Annotated in this window: 15 protein-coding genes; 6 read left to right on the forward strand and 9 right to left on the reverse strand. The window is 60.0% G+C overall.

What is annotated here, in order from left to right:
- Positions 1-66: 66 nt before the first annotated feature.
- The gene (gene uvrD, locus AC07YV_RS25695; RefSeq protein ID WP_102701936.1) at positions 67-2250 is read right to left on the reverse strand and encodes a DNA helicase II; all 2184 of its coding nucleotides are present in this window, start codon (positions 2248-2250) and stop codon (positions 67-69) included.
- Positions 2251-2507: 257 nt separating this feature from the next.
- Here uvrD and AC07YV_RS25700 point away from each other — a divergent pair, with 257 nt between their 5' ends.
- Positions 2508-5378: an EAL domain-containing protein gene (locus AC07YV_RS25700; protein WP_102701935.1), complete on the forward strand. Its 2871-nt coding sequence runs from the start codon at positions 2508-2510 to the stop codon at positions 5376-5378.
- Between the two features lie 60 nt (positions 5379-5438).
- Here AC07YV_RS25700 and AC07YV_RS25705 read toward each other — a convergent pair whose 3' ends face one another.
- Entirely contained in the window at positions 5439-5753 is a 315-nt protein-coding gene (locus tag AC07YV_RS25705; protein ID WP_102701934.1) for a hypothetical protein, read from the reverse strand.
- Positions 5754-6104: 351 nt separating this feature from the next.
- Between AC07YV_RS25705 and hexR the strand changes: the two genes are divergently transcribed.
- Both hexR and AC07YV_RS25715 read left to right on the forward strand, forming a co-directional pair.
- Positions 6105-6971 carry a transcriptional regulator HexR gene (gene hexR / locus AC07YV_RS25710; RefSeq protein ID WP_007954250.1) on the forward strand — a complete coding sequence of 289 codons (867 nt, stop codon included), beginning with the start codon at positions 6105-6107 and terminating at the stop codon, positions 6969-6971.
- A gap of 201 nt (positions 6972-7172) precedes the next feature.
- Complete coding sequence (locus tag AC07YV_RS25715; protein WP_007971698.1) at positions 7173-7382, forward strand: PA3496 family putative envelope integrity protein; 210 nt, start codon at positions 7173-7175, stop codon at positions 7380-7382.
- Here the strand turns inward: AC07YV_RS25715 and AC07YV_RS25720 are convergent.
- Positions 7324-8286 (reverse strand): LysR family transcriptional regulator, encoded by a 963-nt coding sequence (locus AC07YV_RS25720; RefSeq protein ID WP_007971700.1) that lies wholly within the window; start codon positions 8284-8286, stop codon positions 7324-7326. The genes AC07YV_RS25715 and AC07YV_RS25720 overlap by 59 nt on opposite strands.
- Before the next feature lie 192 nt (positions 8287-8478).
- Here AC07YV_RS25720 and AC07YV_RS25725 point away from each other — a divergent pair, with 192 nt between their 5' ends.
- Both AC07YV_RS25725 and oadA read left to right on the forward strand, forming a co-directional pair.
- Positions 8479-9894 (forward strand): acetyl-CoA carboxylase biotin carboxylase subunit, encoded by a 1416-nt coding sequence (locus AC07YV_RS25725; protein WP_007971702.1) that lies wholly within the window; start codon positions 8479-8481, stop codon positions 9892-9894.
- 11 nt (positions 9895-9905) lie between these two features.
- Entirely contained in the window at positions 9906-11714 is a 1809-nt protein-coding gene (gene oadA, locus AC07YV_RS25730; RefSeq protein ID WP_102701933.1) for a sodium-extruding oxaloacetate decarboxylase subunit alpha, read from the forward strand.
- A 137-nt stretch (positions 11715-11851) separates the two neighbouring features.
- On the opposite strand, the gene AC07YV_RS25735 is transcribed toward oadA, so the two are convergent.
- The 3 genes from AC07YV_RS25735 to AC07YV_RS25745 are packed head-to-tail and all read right to left on the reverse strand — an operon-like array spanning position 11852 to position 13621.
- The gene (locus tag AC07YV_RS25735) at positions 11852-12523 is read right to left on the reverse strand and encodes a GNAT family N-acetyltransferase (RefSeq protein ID WP_102701932.1); all 672 of its coding nucleotides are present in this window, start codon (positions 12521-12523) and stop codon (positions 11852-11854) included.
- A 17-nt stretch (positions 12524-12540) separates the two neighbouring features.
- Positions 12541-12987 carry a GNAT family N-acetyltransferase gene (locus AC07YV_RS25740; protein ID WP_102701931.1) on the reverse strand — a complete coding sequence of 149 codons (447 nt, stop codon included), beginning with the start codon at positions 12985-12987 and terminating at the stop codon, positions 12541-12543.
- Positions 12988-12997: 10 nt separating this feature from the next.
- Positions 12998-13621: an FMN-binding negative transcriptional regulator gene (locus AC07YV_RS25745; RefSeq protein WP_102701930.1), complete on the reverse strand. Its 624-nt coding sequence runs from the start codon at positions 13619-13621 to the stop codon at positions 12998-13000.
- A gap of 92 nt (positions 13622-13713) precedes the next feature.
- Between AC07YV_RS25745 and pdxR the strand changes: the two genes are divergently transcribed.
- Positions 13714-15267: a MocR-like pyridoxine biosynthesis transcription factor PdxR gene (gene pdxR, locus AC07YV_RS25750; protein ID WP_102701929.1), complete on the forward strand. Its 1554-nt coding sequence runs from the start codon at positions 13714-13716 to the stop codon at positions 15265-15267.
- 63 nt (positions 15268-15330) lie between these two features.
- Here pdxR and AC07YV_RS25755 read toward each other — a convergent pair whose 3' ends face one another.
- The 3 genes from AC07YV_RS25755 to AC07YV_RS25765 all read right to left on the reverse strand — a co-directional run bounded on the left by AC07YV_RS25755 (position 15331) and on the right by AC07YV_RS25765 (position 18640).
- Positions 15331-16431, reverse strand: coding sequence for a polyamine ABC transporter substrate-binding protein (locus AC07YV_RS25755; protein ID WP_102701928.1), 1101 nt, complete (start codon positions 16429-16431; stop codon positions 15331-15333).
- A gap of 11 nt (positions 16432-16442) precedes the next feature.
- On the reverse strand, positions 16443-17474 hold the full coding sequence (locus tag AC07YV_RS25760) for a histone deacetylase family protein (protein ID WP_102701927.1): 1032 nt from the start codon (positions 17472-17474) through the stop codon (positions 16443-16445).
- Between the two features lie 173 nt (positions 17475-17647).
- On the reverse strand, positions 17648-18640 hold the full coding sequence (locus tag AC07YV_RS25765) for an AraC family transcriptional regulator (protein ID WP_102701926.1): 993 nt from the start codon (positions 18638-18640) through the stop codon (positions 17648-17650).
- Between the last annotated feature and the right edge of the window lie 135 nt (positions 18641-18775).

Consider the following 18775-nt stretch of genomic DNA (forward strand, 5'->3'; position numbering starts at 1 on the left):
CTGACAACCAGAAATAATGTCGACTGATCTACCGCTATCGCGAGCAAGCTCGCTCCCACAGAAAAGCTAGATCGCTTCCAGCTTGGCATAACCCAACATCAACCACTTGCTGCCTTCGCTGAAGTTCACCTGCACCCGGGCCTGGGCACCGGCGCCCTCGAAGTTGAGGATCACGCCGTCACCGAAGATCGAATGGCGTACGGTCTGACCCAGACTGAAGCCGGTTTCCGGAATTTCGCTGCCGCTGAACAGGTTGCTGCCACTCATCGACTGGTTGCCACCAAACGGCCGGCTGACGCTGTTGGACAACCGCACTTCCTGAATCAGGCCTTTCGGTACTTCGCGTACGAAGCGCGACACCTTGTTGTAGGTCTCGCTGCCATAAAGGCGTCGGGTTTCAGCGTAGGTCATCACCAGGTTCTGCATCGCCCGGGTAATGCCGACGTAGGCCAGACGACGTTCTTCCTCAAGGCGGCCGGGTTCTTCCAGGCTCATCTTGTGCGGGAACAGGCCTTCTTCCATGCCCACCAGGAACACGTAAGGGAATTCCAGGCCTTTGGCGCTGTGCAGAGTCATCAGTTGAATGCTGTCTTCGTGCTCGTCGGCCTGGGTATCGCCGGCCTCCAGCGACGCGTGACCGAGGAACGCTGCCAATGGCGTCAGGTCTTCGTCTTCTTCGCTGTTTTCGAAGTTGCGTGCGGCGCTGACCAGTTCCTCAAGGTTTTCCACCCGGGCCTGGCCTTTCTCGCCTTTTTCCGCTTCGTGATAGGCGATCAGCCCCGATTGCTCGATGACGGTCTGGGTCATCAGGTGCAGCGGCATTTCCATGCACTTGGCGGCGAGGTTCTCGATCAACTCGATAAACGCGCCAAGGGCGCCGGCCGCACGACCGGTCAGGCCTTTGTTGGCCACCAGTTGGCGCATCGCTTCCCACATCGACACATCGCTGTGGCGCGCATGGTCGCGGATCGCTTCGACGGTTTTCTCGCCAATGCCGCGGGCCGGCACGTTGATCACCCGTTCCAGCGCGGCGTCATTGCCCCGACCTTCGAGCAATCGCAGGTAAGCCATGGCGTTCTTGATTTCGGCGCGCTCGAAGAAGCGCTGGCCGCCATAGATGCGGTACGGAATGCGTTCACGCAGCAGCGCTTCTTCCAAAACCCGCGATTGGGCGTTGGAGCGGTACAGAATCGCGATATCGCTGCGAGCCAGGCCGGTTTTCAGCGCGCTTTCGATGGTTTCGACAACGTAGCGAGCTTCGTCGTGTTCGTTGAAGGCGGCATACAGATTGATTGCCTCGCCGTCGCCACCGTCGGTCCACAGCTCTTTGCCCAGGCGCCCGGTGTTGTTGGCGATCAAGGCGTTGGCTGCCTTCAGGATGCCGGCGGTGGAGCGGTAGTTCTGCTCCAGGCGAATGGTTTCGGCGTCCGGGAAGTCTTCGGAATACTGGTAGATGTTCTCGATTTTCGCGCCACGCCAGCCGTAGATCGACTGGTCGTCATCGCCCACCACCATCAGGCTGTCGCCACCCTTGGCCAGCAGGCGCAACCAGGCGTACTGCACGGCGTTGGTGTCCTGGAACTCGTCCACCAGGATGTGCCGGAAGCGCTTTTGATAGTGAGCGAGCAGGCCTGGGTGATCGCGCCACAGATCGAGGGCGCGCAGCAACAGTTCGGAGAAGTCGATGACACCGGCGCGCAGGCACGCGGCCTCGTAGGCCTCATAGATGCCGCGCATGGTCGCCAGGAACAGATCGCCACTGGCTTGAATGTGTTGCGGGCGCAGACCTTCGTCTTTCTGCCCGTTGATGAACCATTGGGCCTGACGGGCCGGCCAGCGTTGCTCGTCCAGGCCGAGTTCGCGGATCACCCGCTTGACCAGCCGTTGCTGGTCATCGCTGTCGAGAATCTGGAAGGTCTGGCTCAAGCCTGCTTCCTGCCAGTGCGCCCGCAGCAAGCGGTGAGCCAGGCCGTGGAAGGTGCCGACCCACATGCCGGCCGGGTTGATACCCATCAGTTGCTCGATGCGCTGGCGCATCTCGGCAGCCGCCTTGTTGGTGAAGGTCACCGACAGGATGGAGTGGGGCGAGGCGTTTTCAACCTGGATCAGCCAGGCGATACGGTGCACCAGCACTCGGGTTTTACCGGAACCAGCACCGGCCAGGACCAACTGACGACCCACGGGGGCCGCTACGGCCTGGCGTTGGGCATCGTTGAGGGAGTTCAGCAGAAGGGAGAGATCATCGCGCATCGGGGCATTCTAGGGGGCCGCGACACACCGGGCAAACTCCGCTTCGCATTAACCGATGAAAGTTACGCGAGGGACGACCGGTCGGTCATCGGCTGCGGGCGTTGGCGGGGCGTGCCTTTAGCGTTTTCAGGGAGGGGCGGCGGCTGAAAAATTTGGCGATTTATTGATCAGCAGCAGTTTGGTCCGGGCAATTGCTTGTGTATGCTCCGAGCAGTTTCGGGCCCATGCTCATCATTATAAGAACAAGAACATCGCCTATGACCCTCAGCTTCGACCTGTCGGGCCCCACTGTGGAGCCCCGGGTTATCAGAAAGCAATTCGCCATGGAAATGGCGGTCGAACGCACGCGCCTGTTGTATCAGGGCTCGCTGCTGCCCACGTTGTTCATGCTGATCAATGGCCTGGTCTGTGCCGGGTTGCTCTGGAGCCCGCAGCGCTATTTCCTGGTCAGTGTCTGGCTGGTGTGGTTGTTGTCTTTGGTGGCATTGCGGGTGATTCAGGTCGCAGCCTTCGATTCGGCCATCCCCAATCGTCAAGCCCAGCCCATTTGGCGACGGATGTTTTTGCTGGGTTCCGGCCTCACCGGCCTGACCCTGGCCGGTGCCGGCATTGCTTTGGTTCCCGCCGATAACTTCATTCAGCAAGCCTGGGTCTTCGGCCTCATCGGTGCCGCAGCGCTCTCGGCCAGCGTGGCGTATGCAGTCAGTTTGCCGGCCTTTCTGTCTTTCACCTTGCCCTGCCTGCTACCGGCCATTGCCTATATGTTTTGGGGTGGTGACGAACAGCAGCAGGGCTGGGGCTGGTTCGGGCTGATTCTGCTCGGTGCATTGAGTGTGGTTGCCTGGCAGGTCAATCGATTGATCGATCGGGGCTTGATGCGACGCTTTCAGAACCAGGCATTGATCGAACATCTACAGCAGGCGCAAAGCAGCAGTGATCAGCTCAATCAAAAGCTGGCCAAGGAGATCGAACAGCGTCGACGCGCCGAGAACGAATTGCGAGAGATCCAGGTCGACCTGGAAAACCGCGTCGCTCAGCGCAGCCTGGAGCTGGACGCCGCCAACCAGGCGCTGAGCAAGAGCGAAGCACGCCTGGCGCTGGCATTGAAGGCCAGCGAGTTGGGGTTGTGGGACTGGAATCTGCAAACCGACGAAGTCCATCACACGCAGATTCAGGAATTGTTCGGCCTGGAGCCGGACCAGGTCACGGCAATCCTGCGTCACCTCAAGCCGCGCCTTCACCCCGAGGACCTTCCAGCGCTGAGAAGGGCGCTGGTCGAGCATCTGAAGGGCCGCACCGAGGACTATCAAATCGAGTATCGCGTGCGCCATGGCGATGGCCACTGGGTCTGGATCGAGGACCGTGGGCGGGCGGTGGAGCGTGCCGAGAACGGACGGGTTTTGCGCATGGTCGGCACTCGGCGCGACATCAGCGTCAGCAAAAACCTGGAAGAGCAGCGGCAACTGGCGGCGACTGTATTCGAGGCGGCCAGCGAAGGGATTGTGATTTTCGACCCGAACTATGCCCTGATCGCAATCAATCAAGCCTTCAGTCGGGTGACCGGCTATGCCATCGAAGACATGATCGGACGCAAAGTCGTTGAGTTGCCATGCAGTCGAGATGCGCGTCGGCATTACGCCGCGATCCATCAGGCGTTGGAGCAGCAAGGCAGCTGGCAGGGTGAATTGGTGGAAACCCGCAAGAACGGCGAGATGTATCCGCAATGGCTGCAATTGAATGCCGTGCGCGATAGCCGGGGAAATGTCAGCCATATCGTGGGCTTCTTCGCGGATCTTTCTGCCCGCCGGGAATCCGAAGAGCGTATGCGCTATCTGACCCATTACGACGAACTCACCGGTCTGGCCAACCGCGCGATGTTCCGCGAGCGTCTCAGCGAGGCTCATCAACGAGTACGACAGGGCGGTTATCGCAGCCTGGCCTTGCTGCACATCAATCTCGACCGGTTCAAGCAACTCAACGACAGCCTGGGGCATGAAGTCGCCGACCAGTTGTTGCAGAAAATGGCCCGGCGACTGGTGAATGCATTGCCTGAAGCAGACACCATCGCGCGCCTGTCCGGCGATGAGTTTGCCGTGCTGTTCAACACCTACGGCAACCTTTCGAGCCTGGCCCGGGTGGCGACTCGTCTGGCGACCAAGTTGCGCGTGCCGGTGACCATTGAGGGTCATGAACTGGTGGTCAGCGCGTCCATGGGCATCAGCCTGCTCCCGGATAACGCCCGGGAAATTTCCGCGTTGGTCAGTCAATCGAACATGGCCATGCAGCACGCAAAGCATTTGGGTGGCAACAACTTCCAGTTCTACACCGACAGCCTGCAAGCCAGCACGCTGGAGCGTTTGCAACTGGAAAACCAGTTGCGCAAAGCCATCGAAGAAAAGCAGTTGAAGGTGTTCTACCAACCCAAGCTGTGCCTCGCCACGGGCAAGCTGAATGCTGCCGAGGCGCTGGTGCGTTGGGATCACCCGACCATGGGCCGCGTGCCGCCGGGGGATTTCATCGGTCTGGCGGAAGAAACCGGATTGATCGGCCCGATCGGTGAGTTCGTGCTGCGTCAGGCCTGCTGGCAAGCCTGTGAGTGGCAGCGGCAGGGGCTTGATGCGATTCGGGTGTCGGTCAATCTGTCGGTGCATCAATTGCGCCAGGGCAAGCTCGTCAGTCTGGTGCGCCAGGTGCTGGAGGAAACCGGGCTGGAGCCACGCTACCTGGAGCTGGAACTCACCGAAAGCCAGTTGCTGGACAGCGTCGAACACATCATCGCAACCTTCCAGCAACTGCGTGATCTCGGGGTGAAACTGGCGATCGATGATTTTGGCACCGGGTATTCGTCTTTGAGTTATCTCAAACGCATCCCGGTGGACTACGTGAAGATCGACCAGGCGTTTATCCGCGGACTGGGTGAGGGCAGCGGAGATGCCGCGATCACACGGGCGATCATTGCCATGGCCCATGGCTTGTCGTTGAAGGTTGTCGCGGAAGGGGTGGAACACCAGGAGCAGCTTGAGTTTCTCAAGGCTGAGCGCTGCGATGAGGTGCAAGGTTATCTGATCAGTCGGCCGGTCGAGGCGCAGGTCCTGGCCGTTCTGCTGCGAGAGAATGGTGTGGATTGACCGAAATGGCTTCCCGTCAAGCCGTGGCGGCCTGACGGGAAGTTTGCGGCGGGTAATTCTTTAATCGGTGATCAGTACGTCATAAATATGGTGCAGTAACTTTCCTTCGAAAAAAATACTGACGCCTGTGACGTTGGAGGGCCCCATCTTCTTATATTCGACAAACTTGTCTGTCAGGACTTGCAGTGCAGGTTCGTGGGTAGTTTCAAGTTCCAGGTTAAGTCGTAAGTCAAAAGACTTGTCCTGAGTATCGTTCAGTACCAGCTTTGGCGTAATGCCGGAGTGGGCAACGGTTACCGTGCCAAAGGCACGGAAGGAAAGCGCGCCGGGCATGCGGTCAATTTGAGCGGTCCAATTTTTAGTTGTAATGGTCATTGTGTGTAACTCCTGTAATTAAGATAATTGCGACCTGCCTGTTTAATATATCCCTCTGTGTTTGATTGGTGGATGGCGATACTTAACTTGTTTGTAAGTTAATGTGGGTTATACGTTGTTGGTGAGTTAACCAGTTTTGATGTTTGTAAGAGGGGCTCATTTTTGCCGCAACGCCAAGAGGCGGGCATTGATGAGCAACGGGAAAGCTCGGAATGAGCGCTACATGGAGCGTGCATGCCTGAATGCCGAGGGATGTGGTTACGCATTGAGGAGGCAAAAAGCCGATTCATGTAGTATAACTACAAGCGTGCTACATCCCCGGCACCTGCCAATAACAAAGAGTCCAGCCCTTTGAATCTGCTGCAACACATCGCCCAGTCTCGCCACCTGTTACGCAAGTCGGAGCTCAAGGTCGCCGACCACGTGCTGCTTGATCCTGCGGCCGTGATGCACAGCTCCATGGCCGACCTGGCCCACAGCGTGGGCATCAGTGAACCGACCATCGTGCGTTTTTGCCGTGCCATCGGTTGTTCCGGCTTTCAAGACCTGAAGCTGAAGCTGGCCCAGAGCCTGGCGGCCGGTGCGAGTTTTGGCCAGTTTGCGATCCACGAAGACGATTCGGTCGCCGACTACAGCCTGAAAATCTTCGACACCACCCTGCATACCCTGATGGAGGTTCGCGAGAAACTCGATCCGCTGGAGTTGCAGAGGGCCGTGACGCTGATGTCCCAGGCCCAGCGTGTCGAGTTCTATGGTTTTGGCGCCTCGGGTGCGGTCGCGGCGGATGCGCAGCACAAATTCTTCCGCTTGCTGCTTACCGCAGCGGCGTACTCCGACCCGCACATGCAGGCGATGTCGGCCGTGACATTGAAGCCGACTGACGTGGCCATCTGCATTTCCCAGTCGGGTCGTTCCAAGGACCTGCTGATTACCGCCAACCTGGTGCGCGAAAGCGGCGCTTCGTTGATCACGTTGTGTCCAAGCCAGACGCCATTGGCCGAGTTGTCGACGGTCAACCTGGCGATCGATGTGCACGAGGACACTGAAATCTATACGCCGCTGACCTCGCGTATCGCCCACCTGGTGGTGATCGATGTGCTGGCGATGGGCGTGGCCATGGCCCGCGGCCCGAGCCTGGTCAATCACCTCAAGAGCGTTAAACGCAGTTTGCGCAGTTTGCGGTTGTCACCCAAGTCGGTGAAAGCGCTGGACGACTGACGTCGTCGTAAGGTCGTTCCGACCTTAATCGCGAGCAGGCTCGCTCCCACAGGAGATCGCGGTCAAAGGTGGGAGCGAGCCTGCTCGCGATGGCGTCCTCGAATACGCCGCAATTTTCATCAGTCTGTAACACCCGAGCCGCCAAATCGTCATCCCTCGCGCCTATCTTGAAACTCCCGTACTCGCCTTGGGAGACTCGAAATGGCCATGCCCTACGAAGAACGCAACAGCGCTGTCAAAACCCGTCGTCAGCAGGAAGACCAGCGCCGCATGGAATTCCGTCGCGCCATCGAAGATCGCTGCGAACGCCGTCAGCTTCTGGCCGAGATTGGCGACTTTCCGGAGTTGGAACTCAACTTCTGGCAGGCATCTCCCTCGACTTCCCGTCGAAACGCTCAACCAGCGCGCTGATCTGGATCCGTTCGCTGCGGATAAACGCCAGGAAGGCGTGAGCCACCGGTGACAGGCGTTTCGCCTTGGCCTGCACCAGGCACCAGCTGCGAAACAGTGGCAGCTCTTCGATGGGTAGCTCGATCAACCCGCCGGTTGCCAGCTCAAGGTTCAGGGCGTGGCGCGTCAACAGCGCAACGCCCAGGCCTGCCAGTACACATTCACGCTGAGCTTCAGCAGACGAGACCTCCTGGGTCTGGTTGAAGTGCACGCGCTTCTCTTTGAAGTATTCCTCGCACGCCAGCCGCGTCCCGGAGCCTGGCTCACGCAGCAACAGTGTGTAAGGCTCGAGATCCTGCAGGCGCAGCGGCCCCATGTGACACAGCGGGTGATCCGGTGGCGCCACGGCAACGATCGGGTTGTTCAGGAACGGTAGGAACTCCAGGCCCATGTCCTGAGGCACCATGGACATGATCACCAGGTCGTCGCGGTTGTCCGACAGCCGCCGAATGACCTGGCCGCGATTGACCACCGTCAGTTGCAGGTTCACCTCCGGGTGCTGGCGTTTGAATGCGGCAAACAGATGCGGCACGAAATATTTGGCGCTGGATTCCACCGCCAGTTTCAGTTGCCCCTGCAACGAGCCCTGCATGTCCGACAGCTGCATATCGAGGTTTTCCAGGCGCCCGAAGATGTCCCGGCTGGCTCGCTGTAACGCTTCAGCGGCTTCGGTCATGTAGAGCTTTTTGCCGACATAATCGAACAACGGCTGGCCAATCAGCTCTTCGAGCTGACGAATCTGCAGGCTGACGGCAGGTTGTGTGAGCGACATTTCGTCGGCCGCGCGGCTGTAAGATCGCAAATCACAGACTTCATTGAAGATCTGCAATTGCCGCAAAGTCATACGCATCAATGACTTACGCATTATCCGGTCACTCTCGTCGCTGGCTGGTGAATCAACTATAAGTCTTTACTTATGCACGACCCAATTTTTATTCATTTTTGTTAATCCCTTGTGGGCGCTAGTGTGGGCCTGCGACCAAAATGAAACATTTGGTCACGCGTCGACCTGGGTCTAGCAGGTCGTGGGTACCACCGGCCTCAAGGGAAACTCCAAGTGATAACAAAGATCCTGATCGCCAACCGTGGTGAGATTGCCGTACGAATCGTACGTGCCTGTGCCGAAATGGGCATTCGCTCGGTCGCGATCTATTCCGACGCCGACCGTCATGCCTTGCATGTGAAGCGTGCGGATGAGGCCCACAGCATTGGTGCCGAACCGCTGGCTGGTTACCTGAACCCGCGCAAGCTGGTGAACCTGGCTGTGGAAACCGGTTGCGATGCACTGCACCCCGGTTATGGCTTCCTTTCGGAAAACGCCGAACTGGCGGAAATCTGCGCTGAGCGCGGGATCAAATTCATTGGTCCATCGGCTGAAGTCATTCGCCGGATGGGCGACAAGACCGAAGCCCGCCGCAGCATGATCAAGGCTGGCGTACCGGTTACCCCGGGCACCGAAGGCAACGTGTCGGGCATCGAAGAAGCCCTGACCGAAGGCGATCGCATTGGCTACCCGGTGATGCTCAAGGCCACATCCGGTGGCGGTGGTCGCGGTATTCGTCGCTGCAACAGCCGTGAAGAACTCGAACAGGCTTTCCCGCGGGTCATTTCCGAAGCCACCAAGGCTTTTGGTTCGGCGGAAGTGTTCCTGGAAAAATGCATCGTCAATCCCAAACACATTGAAGCGCAGATCCTTGGCGACAGCTTCGGCAACGTGGTGCACCTGTTCGAGCGTGACTGCTCGATCCAGCGTCGCAACCAGAAGCTGATCGAGATCGCCCCGAGCCCGCAACTGACCCCGGAACAGCGCGCCTACATCGGCGACCTGTCGGTGCGTGCAGCCAAGGCCGTGGGCTACGAGAACGCCGGCACTGTGGAGTTCCTGCTCGCCGAGGGCGAGGTGTACTTCATGGAGATGAACACCCGGGTGCAGGTGGAACACACCATCACCGAAGAAATCACCGGCATCGACATTGTCCGCGAGCAGATTCGCATTGCCTCCGGCCTGCCGCTGTCGGTGAAACAGGAAGACATCCAGCACCGTGGTTTCGCCCTGCAATTCCGGATCAACGCCGAAGACCCGAAGAACAACTTCCTGCCGAGCTTCGGCAAGATCACCCGTTACTACGCCCCCGGCGGCCCCGGCGTGCGTACCGACACGGCGATCTACACCGGCTACACCATTCCGCCGTTCTACGACTCCATGTGTCTGAAACTGGTGGTGTGGGCGCTGACCTGGGAAGAGGCGATGGACCGCGGTCTGCGCGCCCTCGATGACATGCGTCTGCAAGGGGTCAAGACCACTGCCGCGTACTACCAGGAAATCCTGCGTAACCCGGAATTCCGTAGCGGCCAGTTCAATACCAGCTTCGTTGAAAGCCACCCTGAACTGACCAACTACTCGATCAAGCGCAAACCCGAAGAGCTGGCCCTGGCCATCGCCGCCGCCATCGCCGCCCACGCAGGCCTGTGAGGAATAGAACAATGAGCAAGCAAATCCACGTTACCGACACGATCCTGCGCGACGCCCACCAATCGCTGCTCGCCACCCGCATGCGCACCGAAGACATGCTGCCGATCTGCGACAAGCTCGACAAAGTCGGCTACTGGTCGCTGGAATGCTGGGGCGGCGCGACCTTCGACGCCTGCGTACGTTTCCTGAAGGAAGACCCGTGGGAGCGTCTGCGCCAACTGCGCGCTGCGCTGCCTAACACCCGCCTGCAAATGCTGTTGCGCGGCCAGAACCTGCTGGGCTACCGCCACTACAGCGACGACGTGGTCAAAGCCTTCGTCGCCAAGGCCGCGGTCAACGGCATCGACGTGTTCCGTATCTTCGATGCGATGAACGATGTGCGTAACCTGCGCGTGGCCATCGAAGCGGTGAAGGCTGCCGGCAAACATGCCCAGGGCACCATCGCCTACACCACCAGCCCGGTGCACACCATCGAGGCTTTCGTGAACCAGGCCAAGCAAATGGAAGCCATGGGTTGCGACTCGGTGGCGATCAAGGACATGGCCGGTTTGCTGACCCCATACGCCACTGGCGAACTGGTCAAGGCACTGAAAGCCGAGCAATCGCTGCCCGTGTTCATCCACTCCCACGACACCGCCGGCTTGGCTGCAATGTGCCAGATGAAGGCTATCGAAAACGGCGCCGACCACATCGACACCGCGATCTCCAGCTTCGCCTGGGGCACCAGCCACCCGGGCACCGAGTCGATGGTCGCCGCCCTTAAAGGCAGCGAGTTCGACACCGGCCTGAACCTGGAGCTGCTGCAAGAGATCGGCCTTTACTTCTACGCCGTGCGCAAGAAGTACCACCAGTTCGAAAGCGAATTCACCGCCGTCGACACCCGTGTGCAAGTCAACCAGGTGCCGGGCGGGATGATCTCCAACCTGGCCAATCAGTTGAAAGAGCAGGGCGCGCTGAACCGCATGAGCGAAGTGCTGGCCGAAATCCCGCGCGTTCGCGAAGACCTCGGCTTCCCGCCGCTGGTGACCCCGACCTCGCAGATCGTCGGCACCCAGGCGTTCTTCAACGTGCTGGCCGGCGAGCGCTACAAGACCATCACCAACGAAGTGAAGCTGTACCTGCAAGGCGGCTACGGCAAGGCGCCGGGCACCGTCAACGAACAACTGCGTCGCCAGGCCATCGGCAGCGAAGAAGTGATCGACGTGCGTCCAGCCGATCTGCTCAAGCCGGAAATGGCCAAGCTGCGCGCCGATATCGGTGCTCTGGCCAAGTCTGAAGAAGACGTGCTGACCTTCGCCATGTTCCCGGACATCGGTCGCAAGTTCCTCGAAGAGCGCGCGGCCGGAACCCTGACTCCTGAAGTGCTGTTGCCGATTCCGGAAGCCGGCACAGTGGCTTCGGCGGGCGGTGAAGGCGTGCCGACCGAGTTCGTCATCGACGTTCACGGCGAAACCTACCGCGTCGACATCACCGGTGTTGGCGTCAAGGCTGAAGGCAAGCGTCACTTCTACCTGTCCATCGACGGCATGCCGGAAGAAGTGGTGTTCGAACCGCTCAACGAATTCGTCAGCGGCGGCAGCAGCAAGCGCAAGCAAGCCACTGCACCGGGCCATGTCAGCACCACCATGCCGGGCAACATCGTCGATGTGCTGGTCAAGGAGGGCGACACCGTCAAGGCGGGCCAGGCCGTGCTGATCACCGAGGCGATGAAGATGGAAACCGAAGTCCAGGCAGCCATCGCCGGTAAAGTCACCGCCATTCACGTGGCCAAGGGCGACCGGGTGAACCCGGGCGAGATCCTGATCGAGATCGAAGGCTGATTTAACAGCCTCGATACAACGCTTTAAACCTCGGGGGGGCATGTGCTCCCCTTTTTTTATCCATGGCAAAGCAAAGAGCTTGTGGGCGTCAGCGCGCCTTGGATGCGTTGGGCTGCGATCTTTTGCTTTTGGTTTTTTTAGCCGCGGCACTCAACGAGGCTTTTCAACTGCCCCGACCCCGTCTGGTTCTCATCACTCAACCACTTCTCAAACCCGGCCCCAATCGCCGGCCATTCCGAATCCAGGATCGAGTACCACGCCGTATCGCGGTTCTGCCCCTTGACCACCATGTGCTGGCGAAACACACCCTCAAAACTGAAACCCAAACGTTCGGCCGCATATTTGGAGCGGGCGTTGGCGTTGTTGCATTTCCATTCCAGGCGACGGTAGCCGAGGGCGAAGGATTCCTTGGCCAGCAGGTATACCGCCTCGGTGCTTTTCGGTGAGCGCTGCATCGGCGCGCTGAAGGTGACGTGGCCGATTTCGATGCGCCCCTGGGCCGGGACGATGGACATCAGGCTGAGGATGCCCTGGACCTCGCCGCTGGCGCGATCGATCACGCTGAAGAAGTACGGGTCGCTATTGGCCGCGTGGTTGTTCAGCCAGTCGTTGAAGGCGCTGCGCTCCGGGAAGGGGCCGTATGGCAGATAGTCCCAAAGCTTCGGGTCGGCGCCCGGGCCTTGCAGCGCTTTGAACAGGTCGTCGCCGTGGCGCGCCGGGTCGAGTTTTTCCAGGCGGATGAAGCGTCCTTCGATCAGTTGCGTCGTGGGGGCCGGGACGCCTTTCCAGTTGGCGAGTGAAGTCGACATGTTGTTCTCCTTGAACCTTAAATGGCTTTGCGAAACTGGATGAAACCGGGGCGTTCTGCAATGCGCTCGTAGAGCTGGATCGCGGTGGCGTTGGTTTCGTGGGTCAGCCAGTGCACCTTGTTACAGCCGTCGGCCTTGGCCGTGGCGTAGACGAACTCGATCAGTTGCCGGCCGACGCCGGTGCCTCGGGTTTCCGGAACCACCAGCAAGTCTTGCAGGTAGCAGGCGTTTTCGATGGCCCAGTTCGAACGATGGTAGATGAAATGCACCATGCCCACGGCTTTGTTGTCAGCCCAGGCGAGGGCGGCGTGGGTCGGTTCGTTCGGGTCGAGCATGCGCTGCCAGGTGCTGTGAGTGACGGCCTCCGGCAATTCGGTTTTGTAGAAGCGCAGGTAGGCTTGCCACAGCGGCAACCAGGCCGCGTGATCACCGGCGGTGACTTGGCGAATGTCGATTTGACTCATGGTGATTTCCTTAGCGCATCAATTGGGCGAGGGTCTGGTCGTTGACGTCGGGGCTGGCGGCCAGGCCTTCGCGTACGCCGGCGATGTCGGCGGGGCTGCGGTTCTGGCTGAGCTTGCGCTTGCCTTCCAGACGGTCGATGGGAACGGCGAAACCGACGATGGCCTTGAGCATGCCGTCGATGTAATCGGCGGGGGCATCGGCCACGGACCACGGTTGGGCGCGGCCAGCTTCATGACGATCGGTGAGGGTGCTGACGATGTCGAGCAGCCGCCCGCCATCGCTAAAGGTTTCGGCTCGGCCATAGGCGTGTACGGCGACGTAGTTCCAGGTTGGCACGACTTTGCCGTGTTCGGCCTTGCTCGGGTAGAAGCCGGGGCTGACGTAGGCGTCGGCACCGGCAAAAATCAGCAGGGCTTCGGCACCGTCGCGCAGGTCTTTCCACTGTGGATTGGCTTTGGCCAGATGCCCGTACAACGTGCCGTTCAAGCCTTGTTCGCAATGCAGCAGCACCGGCACATGACTGGCTTGCAGGCCGCTTTCGCCGTGGGTCACCAATATGGCGAGACGGGTGGCGAGGATCAGTTCATGCAGTTGGGACAACTCGTCGATGGCAAAAGCGCGTGGCGTGTACATGGAGATATTTTCCTTGGCGAATGTCTTCATCCTAGGCAGGCTATTGGTCTGTTGTAAGAGCCATTAATGACCAATTTCATGGGTCCATTGTCATGACGGATGCGCCGCTTTCCCTGTCGTTCAACCCGGCCGGTATCGAACTCGACCGTCGCCAGGGGTTGAGTCGCCAGCTCTATCAGGCCTTGCGCCTGCGCGTCCTCGACGGACGATTGGCCAGTGGAACGCGTCTGCCGGCCAGTCGTGACCTGGCCGCAGCGCTGGCTATTTCCCGCAACAGCGTGGTGCGTGCCTACGATCAGTTGTACGCCGAAGGTTTCATTGAGGGGCGAGTCGGGGACGGCACTTATGTCGCGCAACTGCCTCAGGCGGCGTTGCCGGCAAAAAAACTATCCACAAAAGTATCCACAGGCTTTTCAACAGGGTTATCAACAGTCTTATCCACAAATTGGCTCGATTTACCTGTGGATCCATCCAGCAAAGTTATCCACAACGATCCGTTGGCCCGGGTGAAAAACAACCATTTACCCAGTCCGCCGAGCGGTCCGCCACGGGCATTTCGGGTCGGTGTTCCGGCGTTCGATCTGTTTCCATTCGAGGTCTGGGCCAAGCTGAATGCGGCTTTCTGGCGCAAACCGGATTTGCAGCAGCTGTGCTACGGCGACCCGGCTGGCGATGTGCGCTTGCGCGGGATGATTGCTGCGTATTTGCGCAGTTCCCGTGGCATGCAGTGCACGGCTGAACAAATTGTGATCACCTGTGGCGCGCAGCAGGGGATCAGCCTTTGTGCACAGCTGCTGGTGGAGCCCGGTGACGGGGTGGCGATTGAAAATCCCGGGTATCGGGCGGCCGGTCATGCGTTCGCCGTGGCAGGTGCGAAGTTGCATGGGGTGGCGGTGGATGGCGAGGGCATCGACTGCGCTGAACTGGCGCAGCTGCGCGATTGCCGTTTGACCTACGTCACCCCGTCCCATCAGTACCCGACCGGGGTGGTGATGAGCCTGGCTCGCCGTCTGGAGCTGCTGGCCTGGGCCGAACGCACCCAGGGCTGGATCGTCGAGGATGACTACGACGGCGAGTACCGCTACAGCGGTGCGCCGCTGGCGCCTTTGGCGGCACTGGATCGGCAAGGCCGGGTGCTCTACGTCGGCACGTTCGGAAAAGTGGCGTTTCCGGCGTTGCGCCTGGGTTACCTGGTGCTGCCGACGGGGCTGGTGCAGGCCTTTGCCCAACGCCGTGCCGTGGACGTACGCCATTCCGAGGTCAGTACCCAGGCGGTGATGGCCGAGTTCATGGCGGCCGGGCATTTCCAGCGGCATATCCGCCGCATGCGCCGTGCGGCGTTGAGTCGCCGTAATGCATTGCTCAATGGCTGGCCGGCGGAGATTCCCGGGGTGGGACCATTACCCACCGTCGCCGCCGGGCTGCACATGACCGTACCGGTCGAGAGCGTGGCGCGTGAACGTGAATTGATCGAGTTGGCGCAAAGTGTAGATGTCGAGATCAACGGCTTGAGCAGCTATTGGTTGCCCGACTCCACGACACCGATGGATCAGCGAGCGGGGCTGGTGCTGGGTTTCGCCGCCGTGCCCGAAAAGGCGATCGAGGCGGCGCTGCAACGGTTGCGGGCGGTGTGGTGTGCCGGCTGAAGCGCGGGCAAAAAAAGACCTGCGTAAACGCAGGTCTTGAGGATGACGGGAACGACGTGGTTGTCAGGTACCGGACTTGATCTTGGTCCAGGCCCGGGTCCGCGCACGTTCGGCATCGCGCGGCAACGGTTGCAGGGTGTAGAGCGTGCTCATTGCCGTGTCGGTCGGGTACAGGTTCGGGTTGTTGCGGATCGCCGGGTCGACCAGTTCCGTGGCGTCCTTGTTCGGGTTCGGGTAGCCGACGAAGTCACTGACCGGCGCAATCACCTGGGGTTGCAGCAGGTAGTTGATGAAGGTGTAGGCGTCTTCCGGATTCTTCGCGCCCTTGGGTATTGCGAGCATATCGAACCAGATCGGCGCGCCTTCCTTCGGCAAGCGCATGTCGACGATCACACCGTTCTTGGCTTCCTTGGCGCGGTTGGCGGCTTGCGAGAAGCTGCCGGAATAACCGACCGCGACGCAGATGTCACCGTTGGCGATATCGGCCATGTACTTCGATGAGTGGAAGTAGGTGATGTACGGGCGGATCTTCATCAGCAGCGCTTCAGCCTTGTCGTAGTCCGCAGGCTTCTTGCTGTTGGGATCGAGGCCGAGGTGCTGCAGGGCCAGCGGCAAGATCTCCGAGGGCGAGTCGAGCAGGGCGACGCCGCACTGCTTGAGCTTGCTGATGTTCTCTTCCTTGAAGATCAGGTCCCAGCTGTCCACTGGCGCGTTGTCGCCGAGCACGGCCTTGACCTTGTCCGGGTTGAAGCCGATCAGGATGGTCCCGTACATGTAAGGCACGGCGAATTTGTTGCCCGGGTCGTTGGCTTCGATCAGCTTCATCAGCTTGGGATCGAGATGGTTCCAGTTCGGCAACTTGCTGCGGTCCAGTGGCTGGAACACGCCGGCTTCAATTTGTTTGGCGAGGAACACGTTGGACGGCACCACCACATCGTAGCCGGAGTTGCCGGTCAGCAACTTGGCTTCCAGTGCTTCGTTGGTGTCGAAAATGTCGTAGACCAGTTTGGTCTGGCTGTTCTGGGCCTTGAAGTCTTCCAGAGCCTTGGGGGTGATGTAGTCGAACCAGTTGTAGACACGCAACGTTCGTTCTTCAGCATGGGCAACGCCACTGAGCACCAGGGCGCCCAGGGCTGGAACGATCAAACGCTTGAGTCTTGTCATTGTTCTAATCCTCATTGGGCGTTTTCGAAACCTTCGAGAACGTTCACGGCGTTGATGCCGATTTCTTCTACCGCGTAGCCGCCTTCCATCACGAACAGCGTTGGTTTGCCGAGCGCCGCAATGCGCTTGCCCATGGCCAGGTAATCCGGGCTGTCGAGTTTGAATTGCGAGATGGGGTCGTCCTTGAACGTGTCGACGCCCAGGGAGACCACGACGATGTCGGCGCCGTAGCTTTCGATCTCTTTGCAGGCCTGTTCCAGCGCCGCGCTCCAGGTGTCCCAGCCCGAACCCGCGGCCAGAGGATAGTTGAAGTTGAAGCCCTCGCCGGGGCCTTCGCCCAATTCGTCTTCATAGCCGAGGAAGAACGGAAACTCGGCTTCCGGGTGGCCATGGATCGAAGTGAACAGCACGTCGCTGCGCTCGTAGAAAATCGACTGGGTGCCGTTGCCGTGGTGGTAATCGACGTCGAGGATCGCGACCTTTTTGTGGCCCTGATCGAGGAAGGCCTGGGCGGCGATGGCGGCGTTGTTCAAGTAGCAATAACCCCCCATCAAATCGCTGGCGGCGTGGTGTCCCGGTGGACGGCAGAGGGCAAAGGCCGAACGGGCGCCGCGCTGGATTTCCGCCTGGGCGGTGAGGGCGACTTGCGCTGCGCTATACGCCGCCTGCCAGGTACCGGCGGTGATTGGCGCGCCGCCGTCGAAGCTGTAATAGCCGAGTTCGCCGTGCAGGCTGGTGGGTTTGATCCGGCGCAGGGTGCGGGCCGGCCAGGTGTAGGGCAGCAAGTCACCGTCGGTGTTGAACTCGGTCCAGCGTGCCCAGGCGCCTTTGAAGAAGTCGAGGTAGTCGCGGCTGTGAATGCGTTCGATCGGCCCGAGGCCGAAATCCTTCGGCGCTTCGACAGGGCCGAGATTTTGATTTTGCACCCGTGCCAGCACATGGTCGGCACGTGAAGGCATTTCGAAGCAGGGCTTGAGTTGCCCGTCTATCAATTCACAGCGGCCGTGGTGCAGGTGGTGATCGTTCGAGTAGATCGTCAGCATTTTGTTGTTCTCCGCAGGCTGATTCGGTTGAACACAGTCTTGCGGTGCAGACGGTTTAGGAGAACGGCAGGAAAGGCCAAAAGGGGATCGATATGGCCAAAACATTTGACCGAAATTCGCCCCTTTGAAGATCAAAAGATCGCAGCCTTCGGCAGCTCCTACAAAGGCTGCGATCAAGGCCGAAACTGGCTCGGCGCCACACCGCTCCAGCGCACGAACGCATGGCGAAAACTCGCGGTCTCGCTGAAGCCCAGCGCCTCGGCAATCTGGTAGATCGGCAATTGATCCTCACACAGCATTTGCTTGGCCTGCTCGAAGCGCAGTTCGTCGAGCAATTCCTGATAGCTGCAGCCCATGTCCTTGAGATGCCGACGCAAGGTTCGCGCCGAGCAATTCATCTGCTCGGCCAGGCCCTCCAGCCCCGGCGCTGCATTCAATTGCGCGCTGAGCAATTGGCGGATCCGTCCGAGCCATGCCTGACGCCCGGTGAACTCGATGTTCTGTTTGCGGCAGCGCTCGGCCATGGCTTGATGGGTGATGACATCGGCCAGCGGCAACGGCTGGTCGAGCCAGCGCTTGTCGAAGGCGAAGGCATTGTTGCGCGCGCCGAAATCCAGCGGGCAGTTGAAATGTTCGGCGTAGCTCGGTTCGTAGTCGGGTGCGGCATGTTCGAAGCGTGCGCCGAGCAAGGGCAGGGGATGGCCAAGCAGGTCGTCGCAGGTGACTTTCAGCGATACGAGGCAGAACTCGGCGTTGAACACTGCCATGGCCGGGCTCTCGCGGTAATCGGCGGCGGCGAACCAGATACGCTCGCCGTCGTCCTCCAGGCTCAGCTCGAAAAGTGTTCCCAGCAGCGCCGGATAGCGTATCGCCAGGCGCAATGCGTCACCGAAGGTGGCACTGGTGAGCAGGGCGTAACCGAGCATGCCGTAGCAGGAAACGTGCATCCGCCGACCCAGTTCCAGGCCGATGTCGCGCTTGAGGGCAACGGCGTTGGCACAGACCTGCATCTCTTGATTGGTGGTGATGCGCGTGTCGGCCCGGTTCAGATCCGCCGCACTGATGCCGCTGCCGGCCAGCAGCGCTTCGCTGGACAGGCCTTGTGCCTTGAAGGCATCGAGTACCAGGGAGACGGCATTGAGGGTGGTGAGGTGGGAGTGGAGCATGAGGACTTCCAGCCTTGGGATGCTGGAATGCGGAGCAAGTTGTGTGCCGGGTGAGATTCCCAATGTGGGAGCGGGCTTGCTCGCGAAGGCGGCGTGTCAGTCAACATTGATGTCATCTGACACGCCACCTTCGCG

Source organism: Pseudomonas sp. GW456-E7, from assembly GCF_059424105.1.